Below are 25,916 nucleotides of genomic sequence, written 5' to 3'. Positions count from 1 at the left end.
ATGTTTTAAAACTTCTTCCCAGCCCAGACCACCCGACCAACCACATGCAGGTCTGCCCGTTGCTCTTTGGTGAAATCCCATGACTGATAGGTAGGGTTATCGCTGACCACCTTCACGTCACCCAGGGGGGAGAACTGCAGGCGTTTCACGAACAACCCGCCCTCCATCCGAATTACATGTAAGCCATCCCTCGGCGCATCGCCGTTGGCCAGGTGCAGCAGGATGATGTCGTTATCAGAGATGGTGGGCTCCATGCTGTCGCCCTTCGCCCGGATCACCGCCAGTCGGTCCGCCTTCAACCCTTCCTTTTTCAGCCACTCGGTACGGAACGCCATCGGCTCAGACTTCTGCTCGTCGCTGACAAACTGGCCATGGCCGGCCGATGCAAACACCTGGTAACTGTCGATAAAGGTGAAATCGTCATTGGCCCCCATCAATGGGCTTGGGGCCACTTCCACTTTCGGGGTATGAGCCAGGTAGTCTGCCGCCGCTTCTTTGGCTTCTTTGGCTGATTCGCCGGATGAGGGGATAGCCGTCGCGCCAGCCAAAATTCGCTCCCAGTCATCACCGCAGGCCAACCACCGGAGATCCACTCCAGAAGCCACTGCCATGGCGATAAATCGCTCTACGTTGGGTAAAGCCTCCAGCCGCTCGTACTTCAAAATCGAAGTGTCAGACATCCCTGACCTGATTGCGAATGAGCGTCGGGACTCACTGCCACGAATCTGGACGAGCCTTTCTGCAAACGCCTTTGCATCAAATGAATGCTGGTTAAGCTCTTCCATTCGTTACCACCTCTTTGGGTAATGATGGGAAATAACCCATATTCATTGTTGACATACGATAGCGCTCCGTTCATAGTCCACCTACAAATGTTGGCATCAGTCGAAGATCTCCAACCATTGTTAGCAAGGACAAGGGCTAATTAGGGCCAATAATCATCAATAGTAAGCGATGAGGCGTCATCATGACACAAATGCAACCAGCATTCACCTTTCCGGTCTGCTCCAAGGAGAAGTTCGCCGAGATGACCGGTTTCACCGAGGACTACGTCCAATCCATGATCGAGGCGGGGCGCCTTCCTATCCTGCCGAAAACCGGTCTGCGGCAAAAAGTGGTCATCAACCTCGAAGCGCTTCGGATGGAATGCCATCAAGCAGCACTTGTCTCTCGTTGAGTCTCTGTCATTCAAGGAAAGGCAACCATGTTTGAACAGACTGCATCCAAACAGCATAGCTATGAGGCTGCGTGCGCACTTTTCGCAGCAAGGTACAACCTAGCCGAGGTGGCCAGGTCAGCAGAGATTGGGGAGCAGATGCTGCGCAACAAGCTGAACCCTGACCAGCCGCATCAGCTGACGGCAAGGGATCTGGTTGCCCTCTACCACGCCACCGGCGACGACACCCTGTTTGATGGCCTGCTGTTTGACTGCGGCCTGACCGCCGTTCGTCTGCCGGATGCCGCCCAGGTTGCCCCAGATGCCCGCGCCCAGCAGGCGCTTAATGCGGGGGCCCAGATCCTGGGCGTCACGGCCCAGGCGACCACCCTCCTCGCCGGTGACCGCGTCACCAAATCACACCGAAACACCGTCGTCACCGGCATCTGGGCAGGCATCGAGCACCTTGTGCTGCTGGCTACCGAGGTCGAGGACCGCTTTCACGCCATCCCCAGCCTCGCGTGCGCCGCCGATATGGCCCGCGCCGCCATCGGCGCATAGGAGACCAGACCATGAGATTGATTTGCCCCCACTGCGGTTACCACGCGAATACCCGAAACTCCACCAAAATGAGCCCGCTGACAGGCCACGCCTATTACGCCTGTAGCAATGTCGACTGCGGCCACACCTTCAAGGCGGCATTTGAAATCGTCGGCACCATCAGCCCATCCGCCATGCCCAATCCGGCCATCGTGCTGCCGACCTGCAAGGGCGTGGGCAAAAACTGCAAAACCATGTCGAAGAGCGTCCCGCTCAAGGAGCCAGCATGAAACTTCGCGCCGAGCAGCCGGGGCTGATCCCGCTGCCGTTTTTGCTGTTCAACCGCGCCACCGTCGTCACCAGCGGCGACGAGCCGGTGATGCGCAACACCACCCGTTTCGACGGCAGTTATCTGGAAGACAGCGAGGGCCGCCGTGGCGCGCTTCGCTTCCAGCCGTGCCATCAACCTCGCCCGCACTGGCTGACCAAGCTGCTGCAGGCATAACCGGAGGGCCACCCCATGAACACCGCACAGATTTTTGAGCTCGTTCAACAACCCAGCGCCGCAGAAGTGGCGCTGGCAGAGATGCGCGCCCAGTTCGGCCGCAATGGGGCGTCCAGCCGCTGGTCACGCCTGCCGACCCGGGCCCGCGCCGTCATCTGTTACGCCGCCGGGGTGTCGACCACCCAAGCCGGGCGCGAGCTGGACCAGTTCGACTTTGACCAACAAGAGGCGATCCGCCTCGCCCTGGGTGAGCTGATGGCAACCCTGCATGAGTTTGATGGCGGCGTGCTGCACCGCCGCGAGTGGCACCGCACCACCCGCCGTATTGAGGGGCCGACCCGCAGCGAGCAGGAACAGGCAGAACACGAGAACAAGCGCCGGGCCGAGCTCAACAAGCAGGCCGGCATGTTGGAAAGCCGCAGAGCGGTTTTGCAGAAGGTGGCCGGAAGCGGCCAATAAAAAACCCCGCTATCGGTGTTGGCGCACCAGCGGGGCTTTCAATCAATCAGCGAGGTAAACCTCATGAACAATCTTACAGCAGAACAGGCGATCCGCAAAGTCGCGAACAGCCTCATTAATACCCATCGCCCACAGCTCGGGGCATGTCACAGCCTCGCCATCGAGGCGAGCCTTGAGGCGCTGGCCGAACTGGCCGACGAGCTGGCCCTGCTCGACATCTACGCCGAGCTGACCAAGCGCCTCGAGATCCTGCAGGGTGGCCAGCGGCCGCCGGTGATGTCCCTGTATTCCTCCATCACCAAATACGTCGGCGGAATGCCGTTCCTTCGAATGTTCATTACCTATGCCGAGGCCAATCCGCAGGAAGCGGAAGAATGGCTGGTCACCGATGCCAAGGCTTGCTTTAGGTGGCAGGACGATGAGCAGGGACTGGTATTCATGCCGCCAGAGGTTGAAGTCGAGCAGTTGGCTGATGGTGACCTGCCATTTATGGACGGCCCGCACATCATCGGCGTGGACATGGCGGCCCCAGTCCATGACGTCACCGTGATATTCCAGCCGCCTTTTGCCCATGAGCTGCAAGGGGGTGCCCAATGATCGCCATCACCGCCAAGCACATCGCCCCCTCTCCCGCCGATGCCGTCGCCTACCTGGTGCGCCACGGCTACATCAAGGTGCGCGGCCACTGGCTCAGAGGCCAGTGCCACGCCGCCCGTATCGAAACCCTGGCCTCTGGCCGCGCCTGTGTACTGGAAGGAGTAGCAGCATGAGCAAGGTCTATGTGAACCCCATGGCAATGCGGGCCCGTCTGGGTGCCGAGTTGGCGGTGCTGGATTTGTCAGGGGTGGCCACTGACACAGCCTGCGGTTTGGGAAATTGGTTCGACGATCTCGGCGAAGCGCTTTCTGGCGAGTTCGTCGGTGAAGTGAATACCAGCATGGTCGCCATGTCGCTTGCAGTTGGACGCATGAACGAAATGTCAGCAGTCGAGCTGAGCCAGCGTATGGATGCCTTCGAAGACACCGGAGAGCTGGTCGCGCAGTTACTGGCGGAGGTGAATAAGGTTGTTGGCCTGCGCCGAGAGGATTTGGCTGTCACTCGGTCAGCGGTGTTGCTGCTGGCGATGTATGGGGCGCTGGCATTGGCTAGCCGAGAAGCCAATGCAGACAGCGAAGATGAGGAGTATCAGGCATGAGCAACATGAAATGTGAACAGTGCGGGCGCTACCGCCTGCCGGATCCGGCCGCCTTTGGCTGCGGTGACAAGGTGACCTTCAAGCGGGTGATCCAGCGCGCCAGAACCACCCAGCTCAAAGCGGTCGATGGCGTCATCGTCGAGGCTGGCGTGGCCACTGTGACAATCCGGGTTCGGGGTGGTGACAGGGTTCAAGTCGCGCGCACCGGCATCACCATGCAGGGCGCGCCGGGTCCGCTGACCTATGAACTGTTTGGCGTCTGCCACTGTGAAGGAGGCCAATCATGAGCAGCACCACCGGCAATGTCATCGAGCGCGAGCTCTACCCTACGCCCGCCAGCGCAGTGGCTGCCCTGATGCGCTGCATCAGCTTCCGTCCAGGTGATCACTTCATGGAACCATGCCGCGCAGAAGGGAACATCTTCGATCCAGTTCCGCTGCCGGCCGAGCAAAAGGAGTGGGCCGAGATCCGCCATGGTCGCGACTACCTGACATGGGACTTTGGCCGCCAGTTCGACGTCATCATCACCAACCCGCCGTTCTCGCTGACGGAGGAGTTTCTGAGAAAGAGCCTGTACGAGCTCGAACCAGATGGCACCCTGATTTACCTGCAGCGGGTGAACTTCTTGGGCAGCAAAAAGCGCGTGCCGTTCTGGGCAGAGGTCGGCTTTCCGAACAAGACCCCGATCCTGGTTCCACGCCCACGCTTTGTGAATGGCGGGTCTGACTCCTGCGAATACAGCTGGTTTATCTGGGACAACGGCAATCGCGTGAACCTGCCGAACGGCCTGAGTCATCTGATTGCGGAGGATGCAGCATGATCCACGACTTCTGGCTCGATGCCATGTTGAGCGACGCCGCGCGCCGCCGGGAATACCAACTCGAGTTACTGGATGCCCGTCGTCGTCCCTGCCGCCCCCACCGATACATCAAAACCCTGCTGGTCATGGTGCGCGCGGCCCGCCGCTGCGAGCACCAATCTGCCGCCCGTCTGCGCCAGTCATACAACGGAGGCGCCATCTAATGACTCACCAAAAACCAGCCGGGCTTGCCCCGGCTTTAGGCGTCGTGCGCCCTGCAAACAGCCAAGCAGCATCGCAACAAGTCTACGACTTGGCGAATGTGGACCAGCAGAGCCTTGAAAAACTGGAATGGATGGCCGACGAGTGGGTAAACCGGCTGCAGGACGTCAAGGTGCGCCCTGCATTCCGAATCAACACCGCCGCCCAAGTCACGCTTGAACCCTGCACCAAGTGCCGCCAGATGGCGGTTTGCCTGCCGGTTGCGGGCCGACACGGTCGCCGCTCTTACCCCTACTGCGTCGAAACCTGCTGGCCGCTGGCCCGCGCCGCCAGTGAAACCGTGGTGAAAACCGTCCCGGCCAATGCCCGCCCCTCGATGCGCTGCAGTTGCTGCGGCGAGTTCGGCCATGTGCGTCCGGTCATCCTGGTCGGCAACCGGCTCACCAGCCTGTTTTTCTGCGAGGCCACCTGCTGGTCTGATCGGCTCGCCACCCTGGACATGGTACCGACCTGCAGCGACTGCGGCCGGTACCTGCAACCCAACGAGTATGTGAACGAAAAGTGCGGGGTGTGCCAATGATGGACTCCATCACCAACCTGCACGGGATACAGCTGCCCCAGCACTACCTGGTCGGGCACCACGCCATCAACATGGCCGGGGCGGCCGAGCAACTTGCCCGCATTGAGTGGCACGTTGCCAAGCCGCTGGCCGCGACCTTCCTGCGCCGCTACCCGGCCAATCCCAAGACCGCCAACATCTGGCTGCGCCGCATGGTCGATGCCTGCGCCGCCGCACAGAGCCGGTTCCCGGTACCGGTGATCGACCTGCGCAACGATGTGCGCCGCGAGCTGGTCGCCGCCGAGTGGGCCCGTCGCTGCCAGCAACTGCTGGCGGCGGCGGGCCATGAGCGCACCGCCACGGAGCTGTTGGCCGATATCGGGGCCCAGGCCAAGGCGTGGCACTTCTGCCCCACCCTGCCGGTTCACCCACGCACCAAGGTAGAACGCCTGCTGGGCCGCCCCCTAAGCCAGGAAGAGCGGGATGATCTGGCTGACGAGGTGGACAAGTTCGAGGGAGCCGCCGCCAGCCTGCTGGTGCGCCTGCTCGACGAGTCGTGGTGGCTGCGCAAGATCAACCGCGCCTGGGCCATCTACTGCGAGCTGATTGCCATCCTCACCGGCCAGGTGCGCAAGGGGGTCAGCCCCTACGCCAGTGCGCACGCAGTGCGTGAGTTCACCCAACGCAAGGCGGCTCAGCAGGCGTGGATGGCAGGCATGAGCGCCGTCAACGAAGAGCTGGGGCAAGAGATTGACCTGGTCGATGCGGTGATGGGCTCGGTCGCCAACCCCGAGATCCGCCGTCATGAGCTCATGGTGCGCATGCGGGGCTTTGAAGACATGGCACAGGAGCAGGGCAAACTGGGCCTGTTCCTCACACTGACCGCCCCCTCCAGCTATCACGCCTGGCGCCAGGGCAGCAAAGACAAGGCGAAGACCTACCAGAACGAGAAGTTCAACGGCGCCTGCCCGACCGAGACCAACCGCTTGCTGTGCAAGCAGTGGGCCCGCTTTCGGGCGGCACTGGCCCGCGAGGGGATCATGGCCTTCGGTTTTCGGGTGGTGGAGCCGCACCACGACGGTACCCCGCACTGGCATTGCCTGCTGTTTATCAACCCCGAGCACCAACGCGACTTTCTGACCCTGCTTGCCTACCACTTCACCGCCGCCGAACGGGCCGAGCTCAAAATGCCCAACGGCGACCAGCTCGATGCGCTGGCCGAACTGAAAATTCGCAACAAGATGCCGCGCATCAAGTGGCTGCTCGATGTGAGCAGCCCGGCGGTGGTCAAGGCCATCAACCCACGGGTGAATTGGAAGGAGATCGACCCAACCCAAGGCAGTGCCACCGGTTATATCGCCAAGTACATCGCCAAGAACATCGACGGCCACAAAGTCGGGATGGACTACGAAGCAGAGGCCCCGGTCGACCACACCACCATCGCGGTCGCGGCCTGGGCGAGCTGCTGGCGTATACGCCAGTTTCAGCAGATAGGCGGCCCGGCCGTGAGCGTATGGCGCGAACTGCGCCGCCTGGGTGACGAGGTAATCGAGTGGGATTGCATCCTGGAAGCCGCTCGCACCGCCGCCGACAACAACCGCTGGGGCGACTTTATCGACGCCATGGGCGGCATTGACCTGCCCCGCAAAGAGCACCTGATCCGCCTCTCCAAGCGCCTTGATGAAGCCGCCAACAAGTATGGCGAGGATGTGCTGCGCCTGATGGGGGTGATCACCGACATCGGCATGACCACCGCCATCACCCGCACCGAGGGCTGGCAGATAGTGCGCAAGGGGGTCAACGGGTCGGGTTTGGGCGAGCAGCGCGAGCCTGCAGTGAGCGAGCGCAGCGAGTTGCCCTCAGGCGGCGGCAGCCGCCCCCCTCGGAGTTCTGTCAATAACTGTACGGAAGGATCCAAATCAGGGGTGAAAGGATCCGCTCTGGCTAAAGAGCTGGGCCGAATGGGTCTTGATGAAAGCAACGCCGCCCTGCTGCTGCACGGCAGCATCATCCACGCCGACGGCCAATATGTGCGACTGGTCGGCGATCGACTGATTGTGACCCGCAACTGGCCGGGTGCTGGCGATGCGGTGGCCGACCAGCTGACCGCCGAGGTCGAGGCAGAGCAGGCCAGCAACCGTGCCGCCAGCAGCGACACGCTGAAACAGCAGGCCCGCGAGCTGATGCACTCCGGCGGCAACGTCACGGAATGGCTGGCAGCTCTGCCGCTGGCGCAGGCCGAAGAGGCGATCGCCATCTTCACCCGTCTGCTGGATGACGAAGAGGACCGGGCCAGTTACCAGCCCACCGAACAGGAGCAGGCCCGCGTCGCGAGCATGCAAGCCGACAACGACCGCCATCAGGCGGATATTGCCAAGGCGCGGGCGCGCCTGGGCGTGGACTAAGGAGCAGCAGTCATGACTAACACCATCACTCGCGCCGACGTGGATCGCCTGCTGCCGCTCTGCCAGCGGCTCTGGCCCATCCTCCAGCAACACCCGCCGGGATCGGCGGGTGTTGCCGCCATCACCAGCACGCTCGACAGCATGCCGGCCACTGACCGCCATCTCTGCGATCTGCTGCTCGACCGCATGGAGCGGGTCATCCGGTTCAAGGATGCCTGGTTCCCCTTCTACCAGGGCGAGCTGGACACCATCACCCCACCCAAGAAGGCAAAGCGGGTGCTGCCTGTCGGCCCAGCTCCCAAGCAAGTATGGAAGGCCACCCGGGCGCGACAGGGAGCGTTTGCCAGAAGGAGGGCTGTATGAGCAAACCAAAGGAGGCGAGGGAGCGAAAGCAGGCCCAGCGTGCGAGACAGTCAGCCCTAGACATCACTCGCGTTGAGGTTAGGATGTCAGAACGGGAGCGCCAACAACTCAACCACCTACGCATAGTTCGGGCTGGTAGCGGTCAGCCTTATTCTGCCGACGAGTACATCAGTACCCTGATCCGGCGGGACTGGGAAAGGTGGGTGTCGCAGGCGGACAATCTGAAAATGCAGGTATGTAAGCATTGCAACCACCCTTTACCTGTCGGGTGCAATGGGGCGTTTAAAGGGGAAAGCGCATGCTGGAAGACAGCAGGAGATAAAACCCTTGCACTGTAGCCAACGGGTTTTAAGAAAGGCACCAATGTGACCGGTCTTAAAATCCTTGGTGGGCCCCCCTTAAAACCAAAATCGTGACCGGACACGTTTCAACGATTACCATAACTGTCCAACGAAGAGAGGTGCCAAGTGAGTTTTAACCTATGTGACCTCCCCCGGGAGGAAAAGGCCCTGATCGAGGTCGACAAAGCGGCTGCCTATGCGGTGTGGAAGGAACGCAACGGCAAGCTGGCCACGGCAGAGCTGGACAGTTCAGCCTTCACCGGCCATCAGCTTGAGGTCTTCACCAAGGCCTTGGCAAAGTACCGGACCAGACCATAACACCATCTACCAATCAGTTTAAAAGCTCCCTCATGCAGGGGGCTTTTTAATATATTCGATGTTGTGTACCTATTATGTACATAGGAGGTACACAATAGGTATATAACTGGGGAAAAACATATGAAATACGTATGCGACACATATACAAAAGATGTGCTTTTAATATGAAATACATATCCTTTTAATATTAAGATAATATCATTTTGGTGATGGTGAATTGCTTACATGCCACCATTTAAACATTGCCCACCACACCATTGGATGGGTTATTAAAATCCAAACCGCCACTTCCATCTCATCTGGGGTGAATGTCCACGCAAGACACGGTTTCACTGACTTGTTAGGATGTTGTCCAGCTCGGACACTGAGGCATAACTATGGTTTGCCTATGGCGATGATGTTTAGGCGACCCAAGGGATTATTTAATATTTTATTTCACTAAGGCCATTGACCAATAATATTTTTGGCGCATAAGATTCGGTCCAAGCAACCAAGAAACCGCGCTCCCTTCGCTGAGGGTGGCATCGTTTTATCTGCGTGAAAATTCTTTCGATGGTCACTATCCAGTGGTCAGCGATTTTTAATGAACCTCTGTCGGGAGTACATGAATGCAAGAGCCATCCATCGAAGCTATTTTGGAAGACCTGTATTTTATCGCTGGGAAAATCACTGACGATCACCGCCCAATGCCGCTTGGGAGAGTCGAGTCAAGCATACGACACCTGGTGGTGCTTGCCATGAAGGCCCTGGATGCCCAGCGCAAGTCCCACACCATTCACTGAGTGAGGCTGGCTATGCCTTCACCACCGGCAGCTCGCCGATCGCGGTGGTATAGCGGGGGCTTAACTGCTCCCGCTTCATCATCCACTCCCGGGTGTCGCGGCCGCGGGCTGCGAAGTAGACCTTCCCCAACCGCCCCTGATTGATCTTGTCGATGACCTGCATCAGCGCCTCGCTGCGCGGGGATTGCTGCTGTGCGGCGAACAGGTCGCCCTGCTGCATGCTGGCGGGGGTGAAGTCGGCCAGCATGACGCCCCCTTTCTGGTATCGTTGCTCATCGCGCCAGATGCGGGGGAGGAGTTCCGGGATCAGGGCCAGCAGCGCCCGGGTGTCATGGGTGGGCATCGCCAGCTTGGTGCTCACCTGGTTGCCATAATAGGGCTCCCGGTCGCTGAACGGGCTGGTGCGAATGAACAGGGTCACGTGCCGGCAGCACATCCCCTCCACCCGCAGCTTCTCGGCGGCCCGCTCCATGTAACCGGCCAGCGCCTGGTGCATGGGGCCGATCTGGGTGATACGCTCCCCAAACGAGCGCGAGCAGATGATCTGCTGTTTGGCCTGGGCCTCTTGCTCCAGCTCGGCGCAGGGGATCCCTCGCAGTTCCTGCACCGTGCGCTCGACCACCACGCCATAGCGGCGCCGCAGCGCCTTGGGATCAGCGGCGACCAGGTCGGCCACGGTCTTGATGCCCTGGGCCTCCAGCTTGGCGGTGAGCCGCCGGCCAATGCCCCATATCTCGTCCACCGAGGTGATCGCCATCAGCCGGGCGCGCCGCCCTTCATCCCGCAGATCCACCACGCCGCCGGTGGCGGGCCACTTCTTGGCGGCGTAGTTGGCGAGCTTGGCGAGCGTCTTGGTGGGGCCGATCCCGACCCCAACCACAAGCCCCGTCCACTGCTGCACTCGCTCGCGAATCTGGCGGCCATAGGCCACCAGGTCGCCCGCCCAGGACTCGCTCAGTTCGATAAAGGCCTCGTCGATGCTGTAGACCTCCACTGCCGGGGCCATCCCCTCCAGAATGGTCATCACTCGGTTCGACATGTCGCCATAGAGGGCGTAGTTGCTGGAGAACCAGACCCCGCCCATGGCCTCGAAGAATTGACGGATCTGGAAATACGGCACCCCCATCTTGATGCCGAGGGCCTTGGCCTCTGCCGAACGGGCCACCACGCAGCCATCGTTGTTGGAGAGCACCACGATGGGCCGCCCCTTCAAGTCTGGGCGAAACAGCCGCTCGCAACTGGCGTAGAAGTTGTTCACATCGACCAGGGCAACAGCACAACGCTTGTTCATGGGCTGTCCACCTGGTGCACGACAAAGGCCACCACTCCGAAGATTTCCAGCTCCTGCCCATCGTTGAAATGAATGGGGCGATAGGCCCGGTTGCCAGGGAGCAAGGCGACGGTGGGCTCAAGCTGCAGTTTCTTCACCGTGAACTCGCCATCCACCGCAGCGACCACCACGCTGCCGTGACGCGCCTTGCGACTACGGTCGACGACCAGCAGGTCGCCATCGCGGATCCCGTGGTCGACCATGCTGTCACCGGCTGCCCGCACAAAGTAGGTGGCCGCCGGGTGCACCACGCACAGCTGATTGAGGTCGATGGTCTGCTCGGTGTAGTCCTGCGCCGGCGACGGAAAGCCGCAGGCCACCGGGGAGAGGAACAGGGGGAGTTCCAACAGGGGAGCATCTGGGGTGGGTTGAGCAAACATGCGAGGTATCTCGATTGGCTGTATAAAAATACAGTATAGCAAGCAGCCCAGAGAGGATCACCGTTAGACGTTTGGGTCCAGTCATTCTGAATACATGCAGCAGTGTGCTGGAGATCAAAATCGAAGCTAAATGTCGTGGAAGAAAGACTCATAAGAGAGCACTGTTGATACTTGTCGCAACAATGCCCGCAATATAACTGGAGCAAAAACTGATGATAATTGCCAGGGTGACATATTTTGTACATTGCACTAATGCTGATGATTAAGGCTGTTCGTAGCTACTTCAATGTTTTCCAATAAACCGGAAGGTTTCATCAAAGGAGGTATTAATGGCCGTAGTTGTTTTGTTAGGAGCTGGAGCTAGCTTCGGCAGTATCGGTGTAGACCCATATCCACCACCATTGGGTAAACAACTGTTCTCTGATTTGGTAGAAAAAAATGGTGCAGCAGCAGCCTTGCCAGACTACATCAAAGAAATATTCAACAATAATTTTGAAGAGGGCATGGCTGAATATTACAAACATTCAAATGGAAATATAATGTCATTTCAACGTGAATTGGCAGAGTATTTAGCCTCTTTTATTCCTACGGAATCAAATGTATATGTTAACCTAATTAATAGCTTAGGCCGTAATCGGGTAATCTATAGCAGTCTTAATTATGACTTGCTTTTTGAGATGTCAGCAGCAAGCCTAGGTTTACATACATATTATTCATCAACATGCCAAAGAGATGGTGTTAGGCTGTTAAAAATTCATGGTTCAAGTAACTTTTGGCCAGACATCCCGACAGGAATGTTTAGAAATTGCCAAATATATGGAAGTGGACGTGCTGATATACAAGCCCCTATAAAGCCTTTAGGTAGATTGGATACACTCAAAAAATGTGCGCTAGAGGATAGTGTGGCACCTGCTATCGCTATGTTTGCTGTTGGTAAGAAAGTAACTATTAGCCCTGACTACGTTGATAATCAGTACAACATGTGGAAGCAGCAGGTGCTCGGTTCTTCAAAGATATTTATTATCGGTGTTCGGGTACACGAAGTGGATGAGCATATATGGTCATTGCTAGGTAAGATGAAAGGCAGTGTTACCTACTTTGGTTTAGATGGAGATAAACCGGAGTTTGAAACATGGAAAAAAAGATGGAATAAGAAAAATGCATATTTCTATAAAAGCAACTTTGAACAATCAGTGCAGATTATCAAGCGAATACACCGAACTTAAATGCAAGAATGCATTTGCATTGACAAGAGTGAAAGGATCTGACGGAAAGTGAAGGATCGTAAAAAGGATCTAATGGGACGTGCGCGCCCAGTGCTGGCGCAGGGAGTAGCCACCCGGCCACAGTCTTTCACCCGCATGATTTCCCACACATGAAGCGCGCAGGCGAGGCGGGGTCCCGATTGCGCGCCAGCGGTGCTGGCAGGGGGCAGCAGGCTGCGCCAGCCGCTCAGGATGCGCGTGAAAGGATCTGCGAGGGTGCAAGGATAGCCAGCATCGGTGATGCAGCAGCGGGCCGCTGATGCGGCCATGTGAGGGGCAAAAGAAAACCCCGCCAGGTGGCGGGGTGGTCGGGATGCACAGGCCGGGTCAGCGCAGCATGTCGCCTTGGCTGGCCTGCTCGATGCCGGCGGCCAGCTTGTAGGGGTTGAACCGGATCACCTCCTCCCCTGCCCAGTCATTGAGCGCCAGCAGGCTGGCCTTGATGCTGTCGATCTCGTTGATGTCGAACACCTGGGCGGCCTTGGTCACATCGCCGAACCCGCCCGTGCTGTTCGGCATCACTCCCATCAGCTGGGGCGGTACCCGGTGGGTGGCCAACTGGTCGTCGCGGCTGACGTTCTTGATGGAGAGAAAATCATCCTTGGCCGCCACCTCGGCCACCGGGATCAGCTTCACCCCGTCCTTGCTGCCGTTCGGGGTGTAGAGCAAGAGGTTGCGGAAGTTGCCGGGCCCCTTGCTCTGGCGCAGCGCCTCACGCAGGGCCGCAATGTCGCCCTCGTTCTGCACTGCGTCGGTGATGTGCATGATGAACCCAGCGTGGGATCCATTCTCGTAATACTTGCGGCGGAACAGGGTGGCCGACTCGTTGAGCAGGGTAGAGTTTAGCCCGCCGACATAGTCGGGGATGCCGTAGATCTCCTGGTTGATGTCGCTCTCCATCACATGGCCCACCCGCCCGGCCGGCAGCGCCTGCTCCTGCCCGGGCTGGGCAATCCACCAATAGGTGTCCAAGTCCAGAGCCCGCCGGGTGTATTTAGCCCGCAGGTGGTCATAGCGCAGCACCCCGCCGAGCCGGTTCTGCACAGCCTGCAGATAGCCGTTGCCGAAGATCAGATAGTCCAGCGCCAACCCGGTGAAGGCGGCCAAACTCAGTTTCGGATGCGGGATGAAACAGGAACGCAGGATGTTGCGCTTCACCTGGATGGCCGAGGCGTGATGCACCCCGGCCCGATAGACCCGAGACAGCCCATTGAGGGAGAGGGGCGGCTCGTACCAGCGGCCGTTGTGCATGGCCTCCAGGTAGTCGAACACCTCCCGTTGCGATAAGACGGGCACCGGCTCGCCAAAGCTGAACGCCTCGATGGCCGCGCCGGGTTTCTGGGTCGCCGTCATCGGCGAGGTATGGCGCTGTGGGCGGCGCTTTCTCATGCGAAAATCTCCATCATGCTGGTATTGGCACCGGTGGCACCTGCCAGCGGTTCGTGTAACAGGGCCTGCATCGTGGCCCAGGCAATATCGGCGTGGCTGGTTTCCTCTGACCGGCTGGCCTCAAAGGTCGGCAGCTTGCCGCCCGCGGTCACGGCGCGGCGGATGCTCATGAACGCCTGGGCGAGGTCGGTCCAACCGCTGTCAAACTCCAGCCGCCCCTTGTTCATCACATCCTGCGCCTTCATCACCATCTGGATTTTCACGCTCGGGTTGTACTGGATAGGGGTCGCCGCCGGGTAGAACTGCTTCACCAACTGGTAGACCCCCTCCCCGATCCCGGTCGTATCGATGCCGATGTAGCACACGTTGTAGCGCTCGCACATGGCCTTGATGGCTCGCGCCTGGGCGTCGAAGTCCATCCCGCTCCAGCGGTGGCGCTCCAGCACCCGGAACTTGCCGCCGGGCACCGCCGGCGGAGCCAGCACGGCGCAACCTGCGCTATCCCCCTGCCCACCCTTGGCCGGGTCATAGCCGATCCACACCGGCCGGCTACCCAGCGGACGCAGGGCAAAGGGCTTGTAGTCGTCCCACAGTTCCCAGCTGTCGACCATGCAGCGCTGCAGGGTGACGAGCGGGAACACGCTCGAGGTGTCATCCATGAAGATGCACATCAGCAGGTTGAGGTATTCCTCCTCGGAGTACTCGCTGCGCAGCTGATCCAGGTCGAACAGGTCGCAGCCACCGCGCACCGCATCTTCGACCGTGACAATCTGCCGCCACTGACCATCGGCGCACAGCTTACCGCTGGCAAGATTGGCGTGGCTCAGGTCAATCTCGACCCGGTCTGCCTTCGCCTTGCCACGGTTGAAGTTGGCGCCGGACCAGAACGCATAGGCGGGATGGGAAAGGCTGGATGGGGTGGAAATGTAGGTCTGGCGCCACTTCTTGTGCATCGCCATGCCGGAAGCCACCTTGCGGAACTCCAGGAAGCCATGGATCCAGAAGTACTCATCCATGTAGATGTTGCCGTGGTAGCTCTGGGCGGTGCGGGCGTTGGTGCCGAGGAAGTAGAGGTGCGCTCCGTTCGGTAGCACCATGGGGTCGCCCTTGAGCTCCACCCCCTCCTCCTTGGCAAACTGGATGATGTACTGCTTGAACACATGAGCCTGCGCCTTGCTGGCCGACAGGAAAATCTGGTTGCGCCCGGTGACCAGGGCATCGATGAAGGCCTCGAAGGCAAAGAAGTAGGTCGCCCCAATCTGGCGAGACTTGAGCAGGTTGCGGATCCTGTGCTGGTTGCCAGCCTCGTACCAGGTGCGCTGGTAGCCAAACATGGTGGACTCGAAGCGCTCGATCAGCCGCTCTTGCTGTTCGGGCTCCACCACATTGCGCTCGGGTGCCTTCTTCGGCCCCTTGTTGCGGTTCGCCACCTTGGGGTTGAGGTCGGCCTCGTTGCCGCCCTTGCTGTATTTGTTGACCCGGGCGATGCGCTCCAACTGCCTGCCCAGCAGGTCAATCTCCTTGAAATCGCCGCCGGTTTTCACCTCCTTGGCGATTAGCTGGCACATCCGCGCCTCGATGGCGAAGTCGACCCGGTCAATGGGTTTGATGTCATCCCAACCATCGCGGGATTTCCAGGTGCCGACCGTCCCCTCGGGGGTCGCCAGCAGCTCCGCAATGGCTCGGATCTTGTACCCCTGAAAGTACAGGTGCATGGCCTGCCTGCGGGGTTCGATATGGGGGAAGAGTAAGGGTGCTGTCATGGCGCCAGTCTACCCAGCCACAACCCATCCAAACGCCACCCCGCCAGTGTGCCAGCGCCGTACACACTGGCCGCCGATTGCACGAGCCAGCCTGTCACCCAGACCATAACCGCGACAACACCACCCAATCACCAAAGGGATCCCAGCTCATGCCTAAGTCCAAATTTTTCCGCGTCGCCGTCGAGGGGGGCACGACCGACGGGCGCACCATCACCCGCGAGTGGATTGAACAGATGGCCAAGCGCTACAACCAGTCCACCTACGGCGCGCGGGTCAATATGGAGCACATCCGGGGCTATGACCCGAACGGTCAGTTCAAGATGTACGGCGACATCACCGCAGCCAAGACCGAAGAGGTCGACATGGAAGGTGAAAAGCGCCTGGCCCTGTACGTGCAGATCGACCCCACCCCCGAGCTGGTCGAACTGAACAAGAAACGCCAGAAGGTTTACACCTCCGTCGAAATCCACCCCAACCTGAACGAAAAGGGCGCCTACCTGATGGGGCTGGCCGTCACCGACAGCCCGGCCAGCCTTGGCACTGAAATGTTGGAGTTCTGCAGCAAGGCGAAGGTCAACCCGCTGGCCGAGCGCAAGTATCACCATGACTGCCTGTTCACAGAAGCGCTGGAAACCGTCATCGAATTTGAAGACGACAGCGACAAAGGTCCCGGCCTGCTGGAGCGGGTTACCGCCCTGTTTTCCACCCACAAGAAACAATCCACCGCCGATTTCAGCGACGTGCACCAGGCCGTCGAAACGGTGGCAAAAGAGGTCACCAGCCTCGATGCCGGCATGCAGAAGAAGTTCACCGAGCAGGCCCAGACCATCACCAAGCTGACCGGCAAGCTGGACGCCACCGCCAAGGCACTGGCCGATCTCACCGCCACCCTGGAAGACCAGGAAGATTTCAGCCACAAGCGCCAGCCGGCCACCGGTAGCGATGGCGCCACCATTCAAACCGACTGCTAAGGACCATGCCCAATGCGTAACGAAACCCGCCAGAAGTTCAACGAGTTCACCGGCCAGGTGGCCAAACTCAACGCCATCTCCAACGCCATGGTGCAGTTCAACGTGCAGCCCAGCGTCCAGCAGACCCTGGAAACCAAGATGCAGGAGTCGGTCGAATTCCTGCAAATGATCAACGTCATCCCGGTACCGGATATGAAGGGGCAAAAGGTGGGTATCGGTATCGGCAGCACCATCGCAGGCCGCACCAATACCAGCGACAAAGACCGCGAGCCCAATGACCCGAGCGCCCTCTATCCGCATGACTACGAGTGCGCAAAGACCAACTACGACACAAGCCTGGGTTACAACAAGTTGGATATCTGGGCCAAGTTCCCCGACTTCCAGACCCGTATCCGCGACGCCATCCTCAAACGCCAGGGGCTGGACCGCATCATGATCGGCTGGCACGGCACCAGCGTGGCGCCGGACACCAACCGCACCAACCACCCCATGCTGGAAGACGTCAACATCGGCTGGCTGCAGCACATCCGTGTGGATGCACCGGCCAAAGTGATGGATGAAGGTACCGCAGGCTCCGGCAAGATCTACATCTACCAACCGAAGAACGACGCAGACACCAAAGAAGGCGACTATCACAACCTCGACGCCCTGGTGTTCGATGCCGTCAACGAGGCAATCGCCCCATGGTATCAGGACGATACCGACTTGGTGGTCATCTGCGGTCGCAAGCTGTTGGCCGACAAATACTTCCCCATCATCAACAACGCTGACAACAACCAGGACAAGCTGGCCGGTCAGGTGCTGGTGAGCCAGAAGCAGATCGGCGGCCTCAAAGCCGTGCGCGTCCCCTTCTTCCCGGATGATGCCATGCTCATCACCACGCTGGAAAACCTGTCCATCTACTGGCAGGAAGGCGCCCGCCGCCGTCACATTGAGGAAGAGCCAAAGCGCGACCGCATCGTCAACTACGAAAGCTCCAACGATGCCTACGTGGTCGAGGATTACGACTGCGTCGCCCTGATCGAAAACATCGTCATCGGGCCGAAACCGGCCGCCGGCGGTTAAGGGGGCGATATGACACCTGCCCGTCGCAACCGCGAACGCAAACTGGCCGCCCTGCAAGGGGCGGCCAATCCTCAGTTCGACCAACAACGCGCCAACGCCTACGAGCTGCAGCTGATGCAGCTGGCCGAACACCGCCGCACCCTCAAAGGCATCCAGAGCATCGAACGCAAGATCGACGCAAAGCGCCCCATGCTGGCCGTCTATCAGCCGTGGATTGATGGCGTGCTGGCCGCCGACCGGGGCGGACAAGATGACGTCCTGGTCACCGTCATGCTCTGGCACCTCGACACCGGCGATCTCGAAGGGGCCCTACCCATGGCCTCCTACGTGATCCGCCATGGCCTGAGCACCCCCGATCGCTACGAGCGCACCGCCGCCACCATGATTGCCGAAGAGGTCGCCGACACCGCCATCAAGCAGCAAGAAGCCAGCGCGGGCCCATCCCTGCCACTGCTCAATCGCTATCTGGCCCTGTTGGCCGACTGCGACATCTTCGACCAGGTGCGCGCCAAGCTGCACAAGGCGGTGGGCCGTGCCTGCCTCGCCGATGGGCTCAAACAGCAGGCCGCCGAGCACTACCGGCGCGCCATCGAGCTGCATGACAAGGTCGGCATCAAAAAAGAGCTCGAAGTGCTCGAGCGCGAACTGAAAAAAGAACAGCAGCCCGACGCCACTGGCGGCGGCAGCTAACCGAGCGAACCCCGCACCCTGGGCGGCTCGGGCCTGACGAATGCGTTTCGCATACCAGACGGCCCGACCACCGCCCAACAAGCGGAAAAGGAACACCATGAGCACCGGATTCATTGCCAATGCAACCACGTCGCCAGCCGAAGGGGAGATAGACTCCATCCCCTTCTGGCCGGCGATCTCGCTGCCTGACCTGCGCGACACCGTCCGGCTCGATGGCACCGTCACCACGGCCCGCCTCAAGCATGCCGTGATCGACGCCATCACCAGCGTCAACCGGGATCTGGCTGACTGGCGCCGCGCCCGTGAGGCAGAAGGGGTCGCCACCCTGGCCGCCGTACCGGGCGAGGTCATCAATGGCGAATCGGCGTACCTGCACAGCTACCGGCGCGCCGTCTATGCCATGACCCGCGCCAACCTGCTGGAGCGTTACACCGACTACAGCGCCACCGGTGATGGCGTCAAAGGGGCCGATGCCAAAATCATCAGCTCTGACGACCTCTACCGCGACGCCCGCTTTGCCATTCGCGACATCCTCGGTACCACCCACATCACAGTGGCTCTCATCTGATGGAGCTGCGCAGCCAACAGGGTGACACCCTCGACCTCATCCTGTTCCGGCACTACGGCTACACCGCAGGCATCACCGAGCAGGTGCTCGCACTCAACCCCGGTTTGGCCGCGCTCGGCCCCATCCTCCCGACCGGAACCCTCATCACAATGCCAGCGGCCCCCACCCAGGCCGAGCAGCCGCTGATCCAGCTATGGGACTGACCATGAGCCGCCTCGACGACGAACTCGAACGATTGGCCGACATCAGCGAGCAGCAACTCGCTGCCCGCATCCACGCCGCCCGCATCAGTGGCACCGGCCCGCACTACTGCATCGACTGCGAAAACACTATCCCGCAGGCGCGCCGTGAAGCGATCCGGGGCTGCGAACGCTGCGCCGAGTGCCAGACCATCCACGAATTTCAAACCGCTCGCCACTACGGCGGCAAACGATAGGAGAGCACGATGCCAGAACCCATTTCATCCAGTGCAGCAACCAGCACCCTGAGCGCCTTGGCGTTGCTGTCCCTCTTCCCGGGCGTTGACCCCGGCGTCCTGCTCGGTGCATTCGCCGGGGCGCTGGTGTTCATCGCCACCACCGCCGAGCTGGGCAACCTGCGCAAGGCGGGCCTGTTCGTTGCCGCCTTCGTGGCGGGGGCACTGGCGGCGCCGCTGGTTGCCGCCATGTTGGCCAGCGTGCTGCCACTCAGTGTCGAAGTCCCCAGGGCTGTAGGCGCAATGCTGGCCTCGGCGCTGGCCGTCCACCTGTTGCAGTGGATCCTGCGCAAAACGCCGGAAGACCTACTCAAACTCCGCAAAGGGGGCTGACATGCTGACCATCCTCTACGCCATGATCTGCGCCGCCATCGCCCTGCGACTGGCTACCTTCAACCGCAACGGGGGCGACTACCGCCCCCTGCCTGCCCTGCTGGCTTGGGTCATCACCGTCGCCGCCGGGTCCGTGCCGCTGCGCGCCCTGCTCGGTGTAATGCCAGCACCAGATCCAGCCGCCGTGCTGCTGGCCGTCGTACTGCTCACCGCCCTGATCGGCTCTCGCGGATCCGTCATGCGCCTGCTGCCACGCCGTCGCCAGCAACCGACCACCGCCAGCCACCTGAACGGGAGGTTTCAACCATGAGCCTGAAAAAAGGGGATACCGGCGCCGCCGTCGCCGACCTGCAGCGTCGCCTGGCCAAAGCCGGTTATCCGCTCGATCCGGATGGCTGGTTTGGCGATGCCACCGAGCGCGCCCTGCTCGCCTTTCAGCGGGACCATATGATCACCGCCATCGGCCAGGCTGGACCCCGCACCATGGCCGCCCTGCTCGGCAGAGAGCGGGGCAACCAGTTACGCATCGGCGACATGCAGGCTGGCGCTGACCTGCTGGGCATGCCGCTGGCCACCATGGCCACCGTCGCCCAGGTCGAGAGCATCGGCGAGGGGTTCACCACCGACATGCGCCCGGTGGTGCTGTTCGAGCGGCATGTGTTCTACAAGCAGCTCACCCAGCACCTGGGCAAGGCCGCCGCCGACCAGATGGCCGCCCATTACCCCAACCTGGTCAACCCCAAGCGCGGCGGCTATGCGGGCGGGGCGGCCGAGTGGGAGCGGCTGCAACTCGCCATCAGCCTGCACCGGGATGCCGCCATCGAGTCGGCCAGTTGGGGGATGTTCCAGATCATGGGCTTTCACTGGCAGGCGCTGGGCTTTGCCTCGGCCAGCGACTGGCAGACCGCCATGCAGCGCAGCGAGGTGGACCACCTCACCGCCCTGTGCCGCTTCATCCAGCAAGATCCCGCCATGCACAAGGCCCTGCAGGGCCGCAAGTGGGCCGACTTCGCCCGCCGCTACAACGGCCCGGCCTACAAGGACAATGACTACGACACCAAGCTGGCCAAGGCATACGACCATTTTGCCAAGGTCTATCCGGTGAAGGAGGTGGCAGATGCCTCGGCCTAAGTGCGGTCACTTGGTAGGGAAAACCTGCACCAAGCTGGATGCGAAGTGTCTGGAATTGCGCTGGCTTGGTGGCTGCGTGGTCTGCCCGTTCAGAGGATGTAACCAGAATAATCCGCAGCCCACCCCACCACCGAGGAAACCGTAATGGCATTAGTACGCTCCCCCCTTACCTGGTTGCTGCTGGCACTAGCCATCGCCTTGGCTGGCTGGGGCTGGTCGGCCCGTTCTGCCGCCAAGGCTGAGGGCCAAGTCTCCACCCTGCAAAGCGACCTCAAGGCCGCCAACGACAAGGCCAAAGAGGCCGAGCAGCGGGAGAAACTCAAAGACGGGGTCATCGATACCCTCACCGGCGAGCTGGACGCCCAGGCAAACGCCGCCGCCACGCTGCAACGCCAGCTTGGCGATCTGACCATCACGGCCGCCACCCGGGCCGACACCATCAAGAGGCTCAAACGTGAAAATGCTGAACTCAAGGAGTGGGCTGATCGCCCTCTGCCTGATCCTGTTGTCAGGCTGCTCCAGCGCCCCACCCTCACCGGCGCCGCAGATTATCAGGCTCACCTGTCCAGCCCCGGCGCCCTGCCAACTGCCGGCAGCCAGCCCGGTCAATAACGGCGACCTGCTCGACCAACTGACCCAGACCGAGGCCGCCTGGGCCGCCTGCGCCGCCCAAGTAGACAGCCTCATCGCCTGCCAGCAACGCCACCAGTACAGGAGGGAAAATGGAAAAGCCAAAACAGATCCGTGAGGTACTGACCCGCTGCGTGCCCCACCTCAAGACCAACCCCGACAAGCTGCACATCTTCATCGCCCCGGGCAATGTCGAAAGCACCGGCGCCCGCTCGCTCTCGTTCGAGTGGCAATACCCCCTCACCATCGGCATCGAGGACTTTGCCGGCCACCCGGACCAGATCATGGTGCCGCTGCTGGCCTGGCTGCGCCAACACCAGCCCGAGCTGATGACCAACGACGAGCAGCGCAAAGAGGGCATCACCTTCGAGGCGGAATACCTCGCCAATGACCTGATGGACCTCATCATCACCGTCAAGCTGACCGAGCGGGTCAAGGTGTGGCAGAACGAACAGGGGATTGGCTGGGAGCATCTGCCAGAGCCGCCAGAAGACCCCTATGACGGCATCACTTGGGAACTCTTTATCAACGGGGAGCATCAGCCATGGCCGCCGACGACCTGAACCGCCTGACCCATTGGGCCGATGGCCTGCTTGCCAGCATGGAACCCGCCGCCCGCCGTCAGTTGGCGGGCGAGATAGCCCGCACCTTGCGCGCCAGCCAGGCCCAGCGGATCCGCGCCAACCGCCAGCCAGATGGCAGCCCCATGGCCCCGCGCAAGCCTCAGCCCAAGCTGAAAAAAAATCGGGGGCGCCTGCGCCGCAAGATGTTCTTCAAGATAAGCAACCCCGCCTGGCTCAAGGCCCGCGCCAATGAACATCAAGCCGTGGTCGAGTTTGTCGGCACCGCCAACCGGCTCGCCACCATTCACCAACATGGCCTCAAAGACCGCATCAAGGGCCGCGAGATCTCATACCCGGCGCGGGAACTGATCGGCATCACAGAACAAGAGCGGGACCAGCTAGAAACCACCCTGCTCGCCCACCTCACCAAAGGGCTGTAACCAACGCCGCCAGTGTGCCAGCGTCGTACACACTGGCCGCCCCTCGCCTTACTCGCCATTGCCCAAAACAATGGCCCCATGCAACCGACCCCGACCGAACTCCAACGCCTGATCGACAACCTGATCCGCATCGGCACCGTCACCGCCGTGCGATCAGGGGAATGTCGCGTCAAAACCGGCGACCTCATCACCAACTGGCGGCCCTACGCAGCAGCGCGGGCCGGGAAGAACCGCACCCGCCATCGCCTCTCCATCGGCGAACAGGTGCTGATGCTCTCGGTCAGCGGCGATTTGCGCAATGCCTACATCGTCGGCCCCATCAATTGCGCTGCCTTCCCAGAACCCTTGGCAGGCGATGACAATCCGGATCTCGACCGCACTGAATACGCTGATGGCGCCGTCATCGAGTACAACCCGGCCACCGGGGCGCTCAATGCGATCGGCATCAAGCGCGCCACCCTCTCGGCCTCGGTGACCGTCAAGCTCATTACCCCCATGGTGGAATGCACCCAGGCGCTCAAGGTCGGTTCAACCATCGAGGCGGGCGGCAAGATCACCGCCCCCAGTGCCAAGATTGGCGGCATCGAGGTGACCACCCACAATCACGGCAACGTCAGCACCGGCAGCGGCACTTCCGGGGGCCCGCAATGAACTGGCTCGGCATGAACGCCGCGAGCGGGCGCGCCATCAGCGCCACCGACCACATCATCCAGTCGGTGCGCGACATCCTGATCACCCCGGTGGGATCCCGCGTCATGCGCCGCGACTACGGCAGCGAGCTGTTTTACCTCATCGACCAGCCACAGCATCAGGCCACCCGCCTGCGCCTGATGGCCGCCACCGTGCAGGCCCTCATCAACTGGGAACCCCGCATCACCATCACCCGGGTCGATGTGCTGGGCGGCGGCATGGATGGCGCCCTCACCGTCGAGCTCACCTGGCAGCGCAAGGACGGCGGCACCCCTGAATCAGCCAGCATCCCAATCACCACAGGCACCCCATCATGACCATCAATATGTCAGCCCTGCCGGCGCCGCAAGCGGTGGAAGAACTCGACTTCGAAACCATCTTTGCCGAGCAAAAAGCGTGGGTGATTAACCAGTGGCCGCACCTCGCCCCTGCGCTCGAACTCGAATCCGAACCGCTGACAGTACTGCTGCAAGCCTGGTCATATCGCGAACTGATATGGCGCGCCCGCCTCAACGACGCCCTGAAAGCCAGCATGCTGGCATGGGCACAAGGGGATGATCTCCTTAACCTCGCCGCCTTCTTTGACCTTGAAAAAGCAGAAGGTGAAACGGATGACCAGTTGCGTGCACGTTGCACCCTCTCTCTGCGTGCACTATCCACAGCGGGGCCTGAGGATTCATACCGCTATCACGCCATCGCCACCGATCCGGCTGCCATCAAAGATGCCGACGCCCACAACGGTGGGGCGGGAGTCGTGAATGTCGCCGTGCTGGCCCGTGCCGGTAATGGCACCCCATCGGCAGCGCTGTTGGCCAAAGTGCGGACCAGACTCAACCACAAAACAATCCGCCCGCTAAACGACACCGTCAGCGTTATCCCGGCGCACATTGTGCCAGTGGTTATCGACTATCAAATCATCCTGCCGGGTCTACCTGACGACGAACACAGCCTGAACGTCGCCCGCCAGCGGCTGGCAGACTACTGCACAACCACCAATATCATTGGCGGCACCATCACCATCGCAGACATCTACGCCAGCCTGAAAAACGCCGGGATCAGCAACGTCATCCTGCGCAGCCCGACCGCCGACATCACCACCAACCGCGAATCGGCCCCCTATGTCAGCAACATCCGCGAAGAGGTGACCTATGCCTAACCTGCTGCCACCCTCTGCGACCGCGCTATCGCGCACCCTCGACCAACTGGCAGAGCTGCGACTGGATCAGCCGCTGCCGCATCGCCATAGCTGGAACCCGTGGCACTGCCGTGCCGATCTGCTCGGCCCGCTGGCATGGGGATTGGGTGTCGATAACTGGGACAACCTGATGACCGAGCAGGCGCGCCGCCAAGCCTGCGCTGATGCCATCCATATCCATCGCCTGCGCGGTACCGTTGACAGCGTCGAGCGCGCCATTCGCACCGCTGGCTATGAAAATATCGAGCTCGAAGAGGGGCTGCCGCCGGTCACGCACAACGGCCAGCAGTTGCGCAACGGCCACGAACTCTATGGCTCTGGCGGTCGCTGGGCCATGTACCGCGCCAACGTCAACGTGGGCGACCACGGCACCATCAGCGCGGCAGGCAACCGCCGCTTGCGCCGCATCCTGGAAAAAACCGCCCCCGCCCGCTGCCAACTGGTCGGCCTGCGCTTTAGCGATGACACCAGCGATCGTATCACCACCGTAGAACGGGTCACCGAACAGGCCGCCATCACCAGCGGCGAAGTGCTGCCGTGGGGTCGCCGCCGTGACGGCGCCATCAATCGCGATCAAGCCATCGTATTGCGCCATCAGGGTTCTATCACCCGCGCTGGCGCCCAGCGCCGCAATGGTGGCCTCATCACCGGTGAAACCCGCGCCAACCAGTGGGATTCCCTCAGCCTGACCATGGACGTCAGCCATCAAGACACCTGCCGGGTCTCCCCGCTGCGCACCGGCACCCATCACCGCTACGGCCTGCACCGTGGCGCAGGGAGCCAAGTGGCTGATGATGGCCTGCTGGCACTCACCTTTACCCGCACCTTGCGCCGTAATGGCAGGGCGCACCACCGCTGCACTACCCACAGTGGCCAACTGCTGCGCGCTGGCGCTCATCGCCATCACCCGGGCATCACCCGCAGCGGCCCATCCATCACCACCGAGGTCACACCATGAATATCGCCGAACAGATCGCCCTGCGTGGTGAACTGTCCATCACCTTGCACCGTACCGGGCAGCCGCCGCAAACCATCACCGATCACAACATGATCATGACTGCCGCCAAAAGCGCGCTGGCGCGCCTGATTGCGGGCCAGGGCAGCGGCAAAAACATCAACCGCATTGCCTTTGGCACCAATGGCGTGAGCCCAACGCCCAACGACCAAACCATCAGCGGTGCATACACCAAAGCAGTCACCGCCATCACCTTTCCGGCAGAGGGGCAAGTGCGCTTCGCCTTCACCCTGGGCGAGAGCGAAGCCAACGGCCTCAATATCCGTGAGCTGGGGCTGCTCTGCGCGGACGAAACCCTATTCGCCCGCAAAGTGCGCGGGCTGATTGAAAAAACCAGTGATCTATCCATCACCGGGTCGTGGACCATCATTTTTTAAGG

General features: G+C 60.9%; 40 protein-coding genes. 35 read left to right on the top strand and 5 right to left on the bottom strand.

Annotated features, from left to right (window positions below; translation table 11 throughout):
• Nucleotides 1-5: 5 nt before the first annotated feature.
• The gene (locus AB5Y54_RS15520; RefSeq protein ID WP_368153994.1) at nt 6-785 is read right to left on the bottom strand and encodes an XRE family transcriptional regulator; all 780 of its coding nucleotides are present in this window, start codon (nt 783-785) and stop codon (nt 6-8) included.
• A gap of 182 nt (nt 786-967) precedes the next feature.
• Between AB5Y54_RS15520 and AB5Y54_RS15515 the strand changes: the two genes are divergently transcribed.
• From AB5Y54_RS15515 to AB5Y54_RS15440, 16 genes are all read left to right on the top strand, one after another.
• Nucleotides 968-1,177: a regulator for prophage gene (locus AB5Y54_RS15515; protein ID WP_048209136.1), complete on the top strand. Its 210-nt coding sequence runs from the start codon at nt 968-970 to the stop codon at nt 1,175-1,177.
• Nucleotides 1,178-1,204: 27 nt separating this feature from the next.
• Complete coding sequence (locus tag AB5Y54_RS15510; protein ID WP_368153993.1) at nt 1,205-1,717, top strand: phage regulatory CII family protein; 513 nt, start codon at nt 1,205-1,207, stop codon at nt 1,715-1,717.
• 11 nt (nt 1,718-1,728) lie between these two features.
• A complete protein-coding gene (locus tag AB5Y54_RS15505) occupies nt 1,729-1,986 on the top strand; it encodes an ogr/Delta-like zinc finger family protein (protein WP_139738068.1) in 258 nt (85 codons plus the stop codon).
• Nucleotides 1,983-2,201 carry a hypothetical protein gene (locus AB5Y54_RS15500; RefSeq protein WP_139744007.1) on the top strand — a complete coding sequence of 73 codons (219 nt, stop codon included), beginning with the start codon at nt 1,983-1,985 and terminating at the stop codon, nt 2,199-2,201. The genes AB5Y54_RS15505 and AB5Y54_RS15500 overlap by 4 nt, the downstream gene beginning before the upstream one ends.
• A 15-nt stretch (nt 2,202-2,216) precedes the next feature.
• Nucleotides 2,217-2,660 carry a hypothetical protein gene (locus AB5Y54_RS15495; protein ID WP_268453387.1) on the top strand — a complete coding sequence of 148 codons (444 nt, stop codon included), beginning with the start codon at nt 2,217-2,219 and terminating at the stop codon, nt 2,658-2,660.
• 63 nt (nt 2,661-2,723) lie between these two features.
• The gene (locus tag AB5Y54_RS15490; protein WP_336575577.1) at nt 2,724-3,257 is read left to right on the top strand and encodes a hypothetical protein; all 534 of its coding nucleotides are present in this window, start codon (nt 2,724-2,726) and stop codon (nt 3,255-3,257) included.
• A complete protein-coding gene (locus AB5Y54_RS15485; RefSeq protein ID WP_368153992.1) occupies nt 3,254-3,430 on the top strand; it encodes a hypothetical protein in 177 nt (58 codons plus the stop codon). The genes AB5Y54_RS15490 and AB5Y54_RS15485 overlap by 4 nt, the downstream gene beginning before the upstream one ends.
• A complete protein-coding gene (locus AB5Y54_RS15480; RefSeq protein WP_342018497.1) occupies nt 3,427-3,855 on the top strand; it encodes a hypothetical protein in 429 nt (142 codons plus the stop codon). The genes AB5Y54_RS15485 and AB5Y54_RS15480 overlap by 4 nt, the downstream gene beginning before the upstream one ends.
• Nucleotides 3,852-4,142, top strand: a complete 291-nt coding sequence (locus AB5Y54_RS15475) for a hypothetical protein (RefSeq protein WP_368153991.1) — start codon at nt 3,852-3,854, stop codon at nt 4,140-4,142. Before AB5Y54_RS15480 ends, AB5Y54_RS15475 begins: the two co-directional genes overlap by 4 nt.
• Nucleotides 4,139-4,675: a DNA methyltransferase gene (locus tag AB5Y54_RS15470; protein WP_279981120.1), complete on the top strand. Its 537-nt coding sequence runs from the start codon at nt 4,139-4,141 to the stop codon at nt 4,673-4,675. The genes AB5Y54_RS15475 and AB5Y54_RS15470 overlap by 4 nt, the downstream gene beginning before the upstream one ends.
• The gene (locus AB5Y54_RS15465) at nt 4,672-4,878 is read left to right on the top strand and encodes a hypothetical protein (protein ID WP_139736260.1); all 207 of its coding nucleotides are present in this window, start codon (nt 4,672-4,674) and stop codon (nt 4,876-4,878) included. Before AB5Y54_RS15470 ends, AB5Y54_RS15465 begins: the two co-directional genes overlap by 4 nt.
• Before the next feature lie 89 nt (nt 4,879-4,967).
• Entirely contained in the window at nt 4,968-5,456 is a 489-nt protein-coding gene (locus tag AB5Y54_RS15460) for a hypothetical protein (protein WP_368153990.1), read from the top strand.
• Nucleotides 5,453-7,840, top strand: a complete 2,388-nt coding sequence (locus tag AB5Y54_RS15455) for a replication endonuclease (protein WP_368153989.1) — start codon at nt 5,453-5,455, stop codon at nt 7,838-7,840. The genes AB5Y54_RS15460 and AB5Y54_RS15455 overlap by 4 nt, the downstream gene beginning before the upstream one ends.
• A gap of 12 nt (nt 7,841-7,852) precedes the next feature.
• Entirely contained in the window at nt 7,853-8,203 is a 351-nt protein-coding gene (locus AB5Y54_RS15450; protein WP_368153988.1) for a hypothetical protein, read from the top strand.
• Between the two features lie 467 nt (nt 8,204-8,670).
• The gene (locus AB5Y54_RS15445) at nt 8,671-8,862 is read left to right on the top strand and encodes a DUF3283 family protein (protein WP_048209119.1); all 192 of its coding nucleotides are present in this window, start codon (nt 8,671-8,673) and stop codon (nt 8,860-8,862) included.
• Nucleotides 8,863-9,470: 608 nt separating this feature from the next.
• Complete coding sequence (locus AB5Y54_RS15440; RefSeq protein ID WP_223956206.1) at nt 9,471-9,644, top strand: hypothetical protein; 174 nt, start codon at nt 9,471-9,473, stop codon at nt 9,642-9,644.
• A gap of 10 nt (nt 9,645-9,654) precedes the next feature.
• On the opposite strand, the gene umuC is transcribed toward AB5Y54_RS15440, so the two are convergent.
• Together umuC and umuD are read right to left on the bottom strand one after the other, a co-directional pair.
• Nucleotides 9,655-10,935, bottom strand: coding sequence for a translesion error-prone DNA polymerase V subunit UmuC (gene umuC / locus AB5Y54_RS15435; RefSeq protein ID WP_368153987.1), 1,281 nt, complete (start codon nt 10,933-10,935; stop codon nt 9,655-9,657).
• Nucleotides 10,932-11,354: a translesion error-prone DNA polymerase V autoproteolytic subunit gene (umuD, locus tag AB5Y54_RS15430; protein WP_368153986.1), complete on the bottom strand. Its 423-nt coding sequence runs from the start codon at nt 11,352-11,354 to the stop codon at nt 10,932-10,934. Before umuD ends, umuC begins: the two co-directional genes overlap by 4 nt.
• Nucleotides 11,355-11,683: 329 nt before the next feature.
• Between umuD and AB5Y54_RS15425 the strand changes: the two genes are divergently transcribed.
• On the top strand, nt 11,684-12,580 hold the full coding sequence (locus tag AB5Y54_RS15425; RefSeq protein WP_368153985.1) for a hypothetical protein: 897 nt from the start codon (nt 11,684-11,686) through the stop codon (nt 12,578-12,580).
• 366 nt (nt 12,581-12,946) lie between these two features.
• Here AB5Y54_RS15425 and AB5Y54_RS15420 read toward each other — a convergent pair whose 3' ends face one another.
• Nucleotides 12,947-14,008, bottom strand: coding sequence for a phage portal protein (locus AB5Y54_RS15420; RefSeq protein WP_323957467.1), 1,062 nt, complete (start codon nt 14,006-14,008; stop codon nt 12,947-12,949).
• Nucleotides 14,005-15,771: a terminase ATPase subunit family protein gene (locus AB5Y54_RS15415; protein WP_368153984.1), complete on the bottom strand. Its 1,767-nt coding sequence runs from the start codon at nt 15,769-15,771 to the stop codon at nt 14,005-14,007. The genes AB5Y54_RS15420 and AB5Y54_RS15415 overlap by 4 nt, the downstream gene beginning before the upstream one ends.
• Nucleotides 15,772-15,920: 149 nt before the next feature.
• On the opposite strand from AB5Y54_RS15415, the gene AB5Y54_RS15410 reads away from it, so the two are divergent.
• The 18 genes from AB5Y54_RS15410 to AB5Y54_RS15325 all read left to right on the top strand — a co-directional run bounded on the left by AB5Y54_RS15410 (nt 15,921) and on the right by AB5Y54_RS15325 (nt 25,914).
• A complete protein-coding gene (locus AB5Y54_RS15410) occupies nt 15,921-16,742 on the top strand; it encodes a GPO family capsid scaffolding protein (protein ID WP_368153983.1) in 822 nt (273 codons plus the stop codon).
• Between the two features lie 12 nt (nt 16,743-16,754).
• Nucleotides 16,755-17,807, top strand: coding sequence for a phage major capsid protein, P2 family (locus tag AB5Y54_RS15405; protein WP_161646715.1), 1,053 nt, complete (start codon nt 16,755-16,757; stop codon nt 17,805-17,807).
• A gap of 9 nt (nt 17,808-17,816) precedes the next feature.
• Nucleotides 17,817-18,497, top strand: coding sequence for a phage terminase small subunit (gene gpM / locus AB5Y54_RS15400; protein WP_258118641.1), 681 nt, complete (start codon nt 17,817-17,819; stop codon nt 18,495-18,497).
• A 97-nt stretch (nt 18,498-18,594) separates the two neighbouring features.
• On the top strand, nt 18,595-19,065 hold the full coding sequence (locus tag AB5Y54_RS15395; RefSeq protein WP_128313119.1) for a head completion/stabilization protein: 471 nt from the start codon (nt 18,595-18,597) through the stop codon (nt 19,063-19,065).
• On the top strand, nt 19,065-19,268 hold the full coding sequence (locus AB5Y54_RS15390) for a tail protein X (protein ID WP_025327452.1): 204 nt from the start codon (nt 19,065-19,067) through the stop codon (nt 19,266-19,268). Before AB5Y54_RS15395 ends, AB5Y54_RS15390 begins: the two co-directional genes overlap by 1 nt.
• Before the next feature lie 2 nt (nt 19,269-19,270).
• Nucleotides 19,271-19,501, top strand: coding sequence for a TraR/DksA C4-type zinc finger protein (locus AB5Y54_RS15385; protein ID WP_319858997.1), 231 nt, complete (start codon nt 19,271-19,273; stop codon nt 19,499-19,501).
• A gap of 9 nt (nt 19,502-19,510) precedes the next feature.
• Nucleotides 19,511-19,873: a putative holin gene (locus AB5Y54_RS15380; protein WP_041214915.1), complete on the top strand. Its 363-nt coding sequence runs from the start codon at nt 19,511-19,513 to the stop codon at nt 19,871-19,873.
• Nucleotide 19,874: 1 nt separating this feature from the next.
• The gene (locus AB5Y54_RS15375; RefSeq protein WP_368153982.1) at nt 19,875-20,183 is read left to right on the top strand and encodes a phage holin family protein; all 309 of its coding nucleotides are present in this window, start codon (nt 19,875-19,877) and stop codon (nt 20,181-20,183) included.
• Nucleotides 20,180-21,004 (top strand): N-acetylmuramidase domain-containing protein, encoded by an 825-nt coding sequence (locus tag AB5Y54_RS15370; RefSeq protein ID WP_368153980.1) that lies wholly within the window; start codon nt 20,180-20,182, stop codon nt 21,002-21,004. The genes AB5Y54_RS15375 and AB5Y54_RS15370 overlap by 4 nt, the downstream gene beginning before the upstream one ends.
• Nucleotides 21,005-21,148: 144 nt before the next feature.
• Entirely contained in the window at nt 21,149-21,616 is a 468-nt protein-coding gene (gene lysB, locus AB5Y54_RS15365; protein WP_368153978.1) for an Rz-like lysis system protein LysB, read from the top strand.
• Entirely contained in the window at nt 21,510-21,752 is a 243-nt protein-coding gene (gene lysC, locus AB5Y54_RS15360) for an Rz1-like lysis system protein LysC (protein WP_368153977.1), read from the top strand. Before lysB ends, lysC begins: the two co-directional genes overlap by 107 nt.
• Entirely contained in the window at nt 21,727-22,197 is a 471-nt protein-coding gene (locus AB5Y54_RS15355) for a phage tail protein (protein ID WP_319887655.1), read from the top strand. Before lysC ends, AB5Y54_RS15355 begins: the two co-directional genes overlap by 26 nt.
• Entirely contained in the window at nt 22,179-22,637 is a 459-nt protein-coding gene (locus AB5Y54_RS15350) for a phage virion morphogenesis protein (RefSeq protein WP_336592263.1), read from the top strand. Before AB5Y54_RS15355 ends, AB5Y54_RS15350 begins: the two co-directional genes overlap by 19 nt.
• Nucleotides 22,638-22,715: 78 nt before the next feature.
• Nucleotides 22,716-23,288 carry a phage baseplate assembly protein V gene (locus AB5Y54_RS15345; protein WP_368153976.1) on the top strand — a complete coding sequence of 191 codons (573 nt, stop codon included), beginning with the start codon at nt 22,716-22,718 and terminating at the stop codon, nt 23,286-23,288.
• Nucleotides 23,285-23,644 carry a GPW/gp25 family protein gene (locus AB5Y54_RS15340; RefSeq protein WP_368153975.1) on the top strand — a complete coding sequence of 120 codons (360 nt, stop codon included), beginning with the start codon at nt 23,285-23,287 and terminating at the stop codon, nt 23,642-23,644. The genes AB5Y54_RS15345 and AB5Y54_RS15340 overlap by 4 nt, the downstream gene beginning before the upstream one ends.
• Nucleotides 23,641-24,483 carry a baseplate J/gp47 family protein gene (locus AB5Y54_RS15335; RefSeq protein WP_368153974.1) on the top strand — a complete coding sequence of 281 codons (843 nt, stop codon included), beginning with the start codon at nt 23,641-23,643 and terminating at the stop codon, nt 24,481-24,483. The genes AB5Y54_RS15340 and AB5Y54_RS15335 overlap by 4 nt, the downstream gene beginning before the upstream one ends.
• Nucleotides 24,476-25,480: a phage tail protein I gene (locus tag AB5Y54_RS15330; RefSeq protein WP_368153973.1), complete on the top strand. Its 1,005-nt coding sequence runs from the start codon at nt 24,476-24,478 to the stop codon at nt 25,478-25,480. The genes AB5Y54_RS15335 and AB5Y54_RS15330 overlap by 8 nt, the downstream gene beginning before the upstream one ends.
• Nucleotides 25,477-25,914, top strand: coding sequence for a hypothetical protein (locus AB5Y54_RS15325; protein ID WP_368153972.1), 438 nt, complete (start codon nt 25,477-25,479; stop codon nt 25,912-25,914). Before AB5Y54_RS15330 ends, AB5Y54_RS15325 begins: the two co-directional genes overlap by 4 nt.
• The last annotated feature ends 2 nt before the right edge of the window (nt 25,915-25,916 follow it).

Source organism: Aeromonas sp. s9, from assembly GCF_040907765.1.
GTDB lineage: Bacteria > Pseudomonadota > Gammaproteobacteria > Enterobacterales > Aeromonadaceae > Aeromonas > Aeromonas caviae.
The sequence above is the reverse complement of the archived record's forward strand: the minus strand, read 5'-3'. Positions and strand labels throughout refer to the sequence as shown.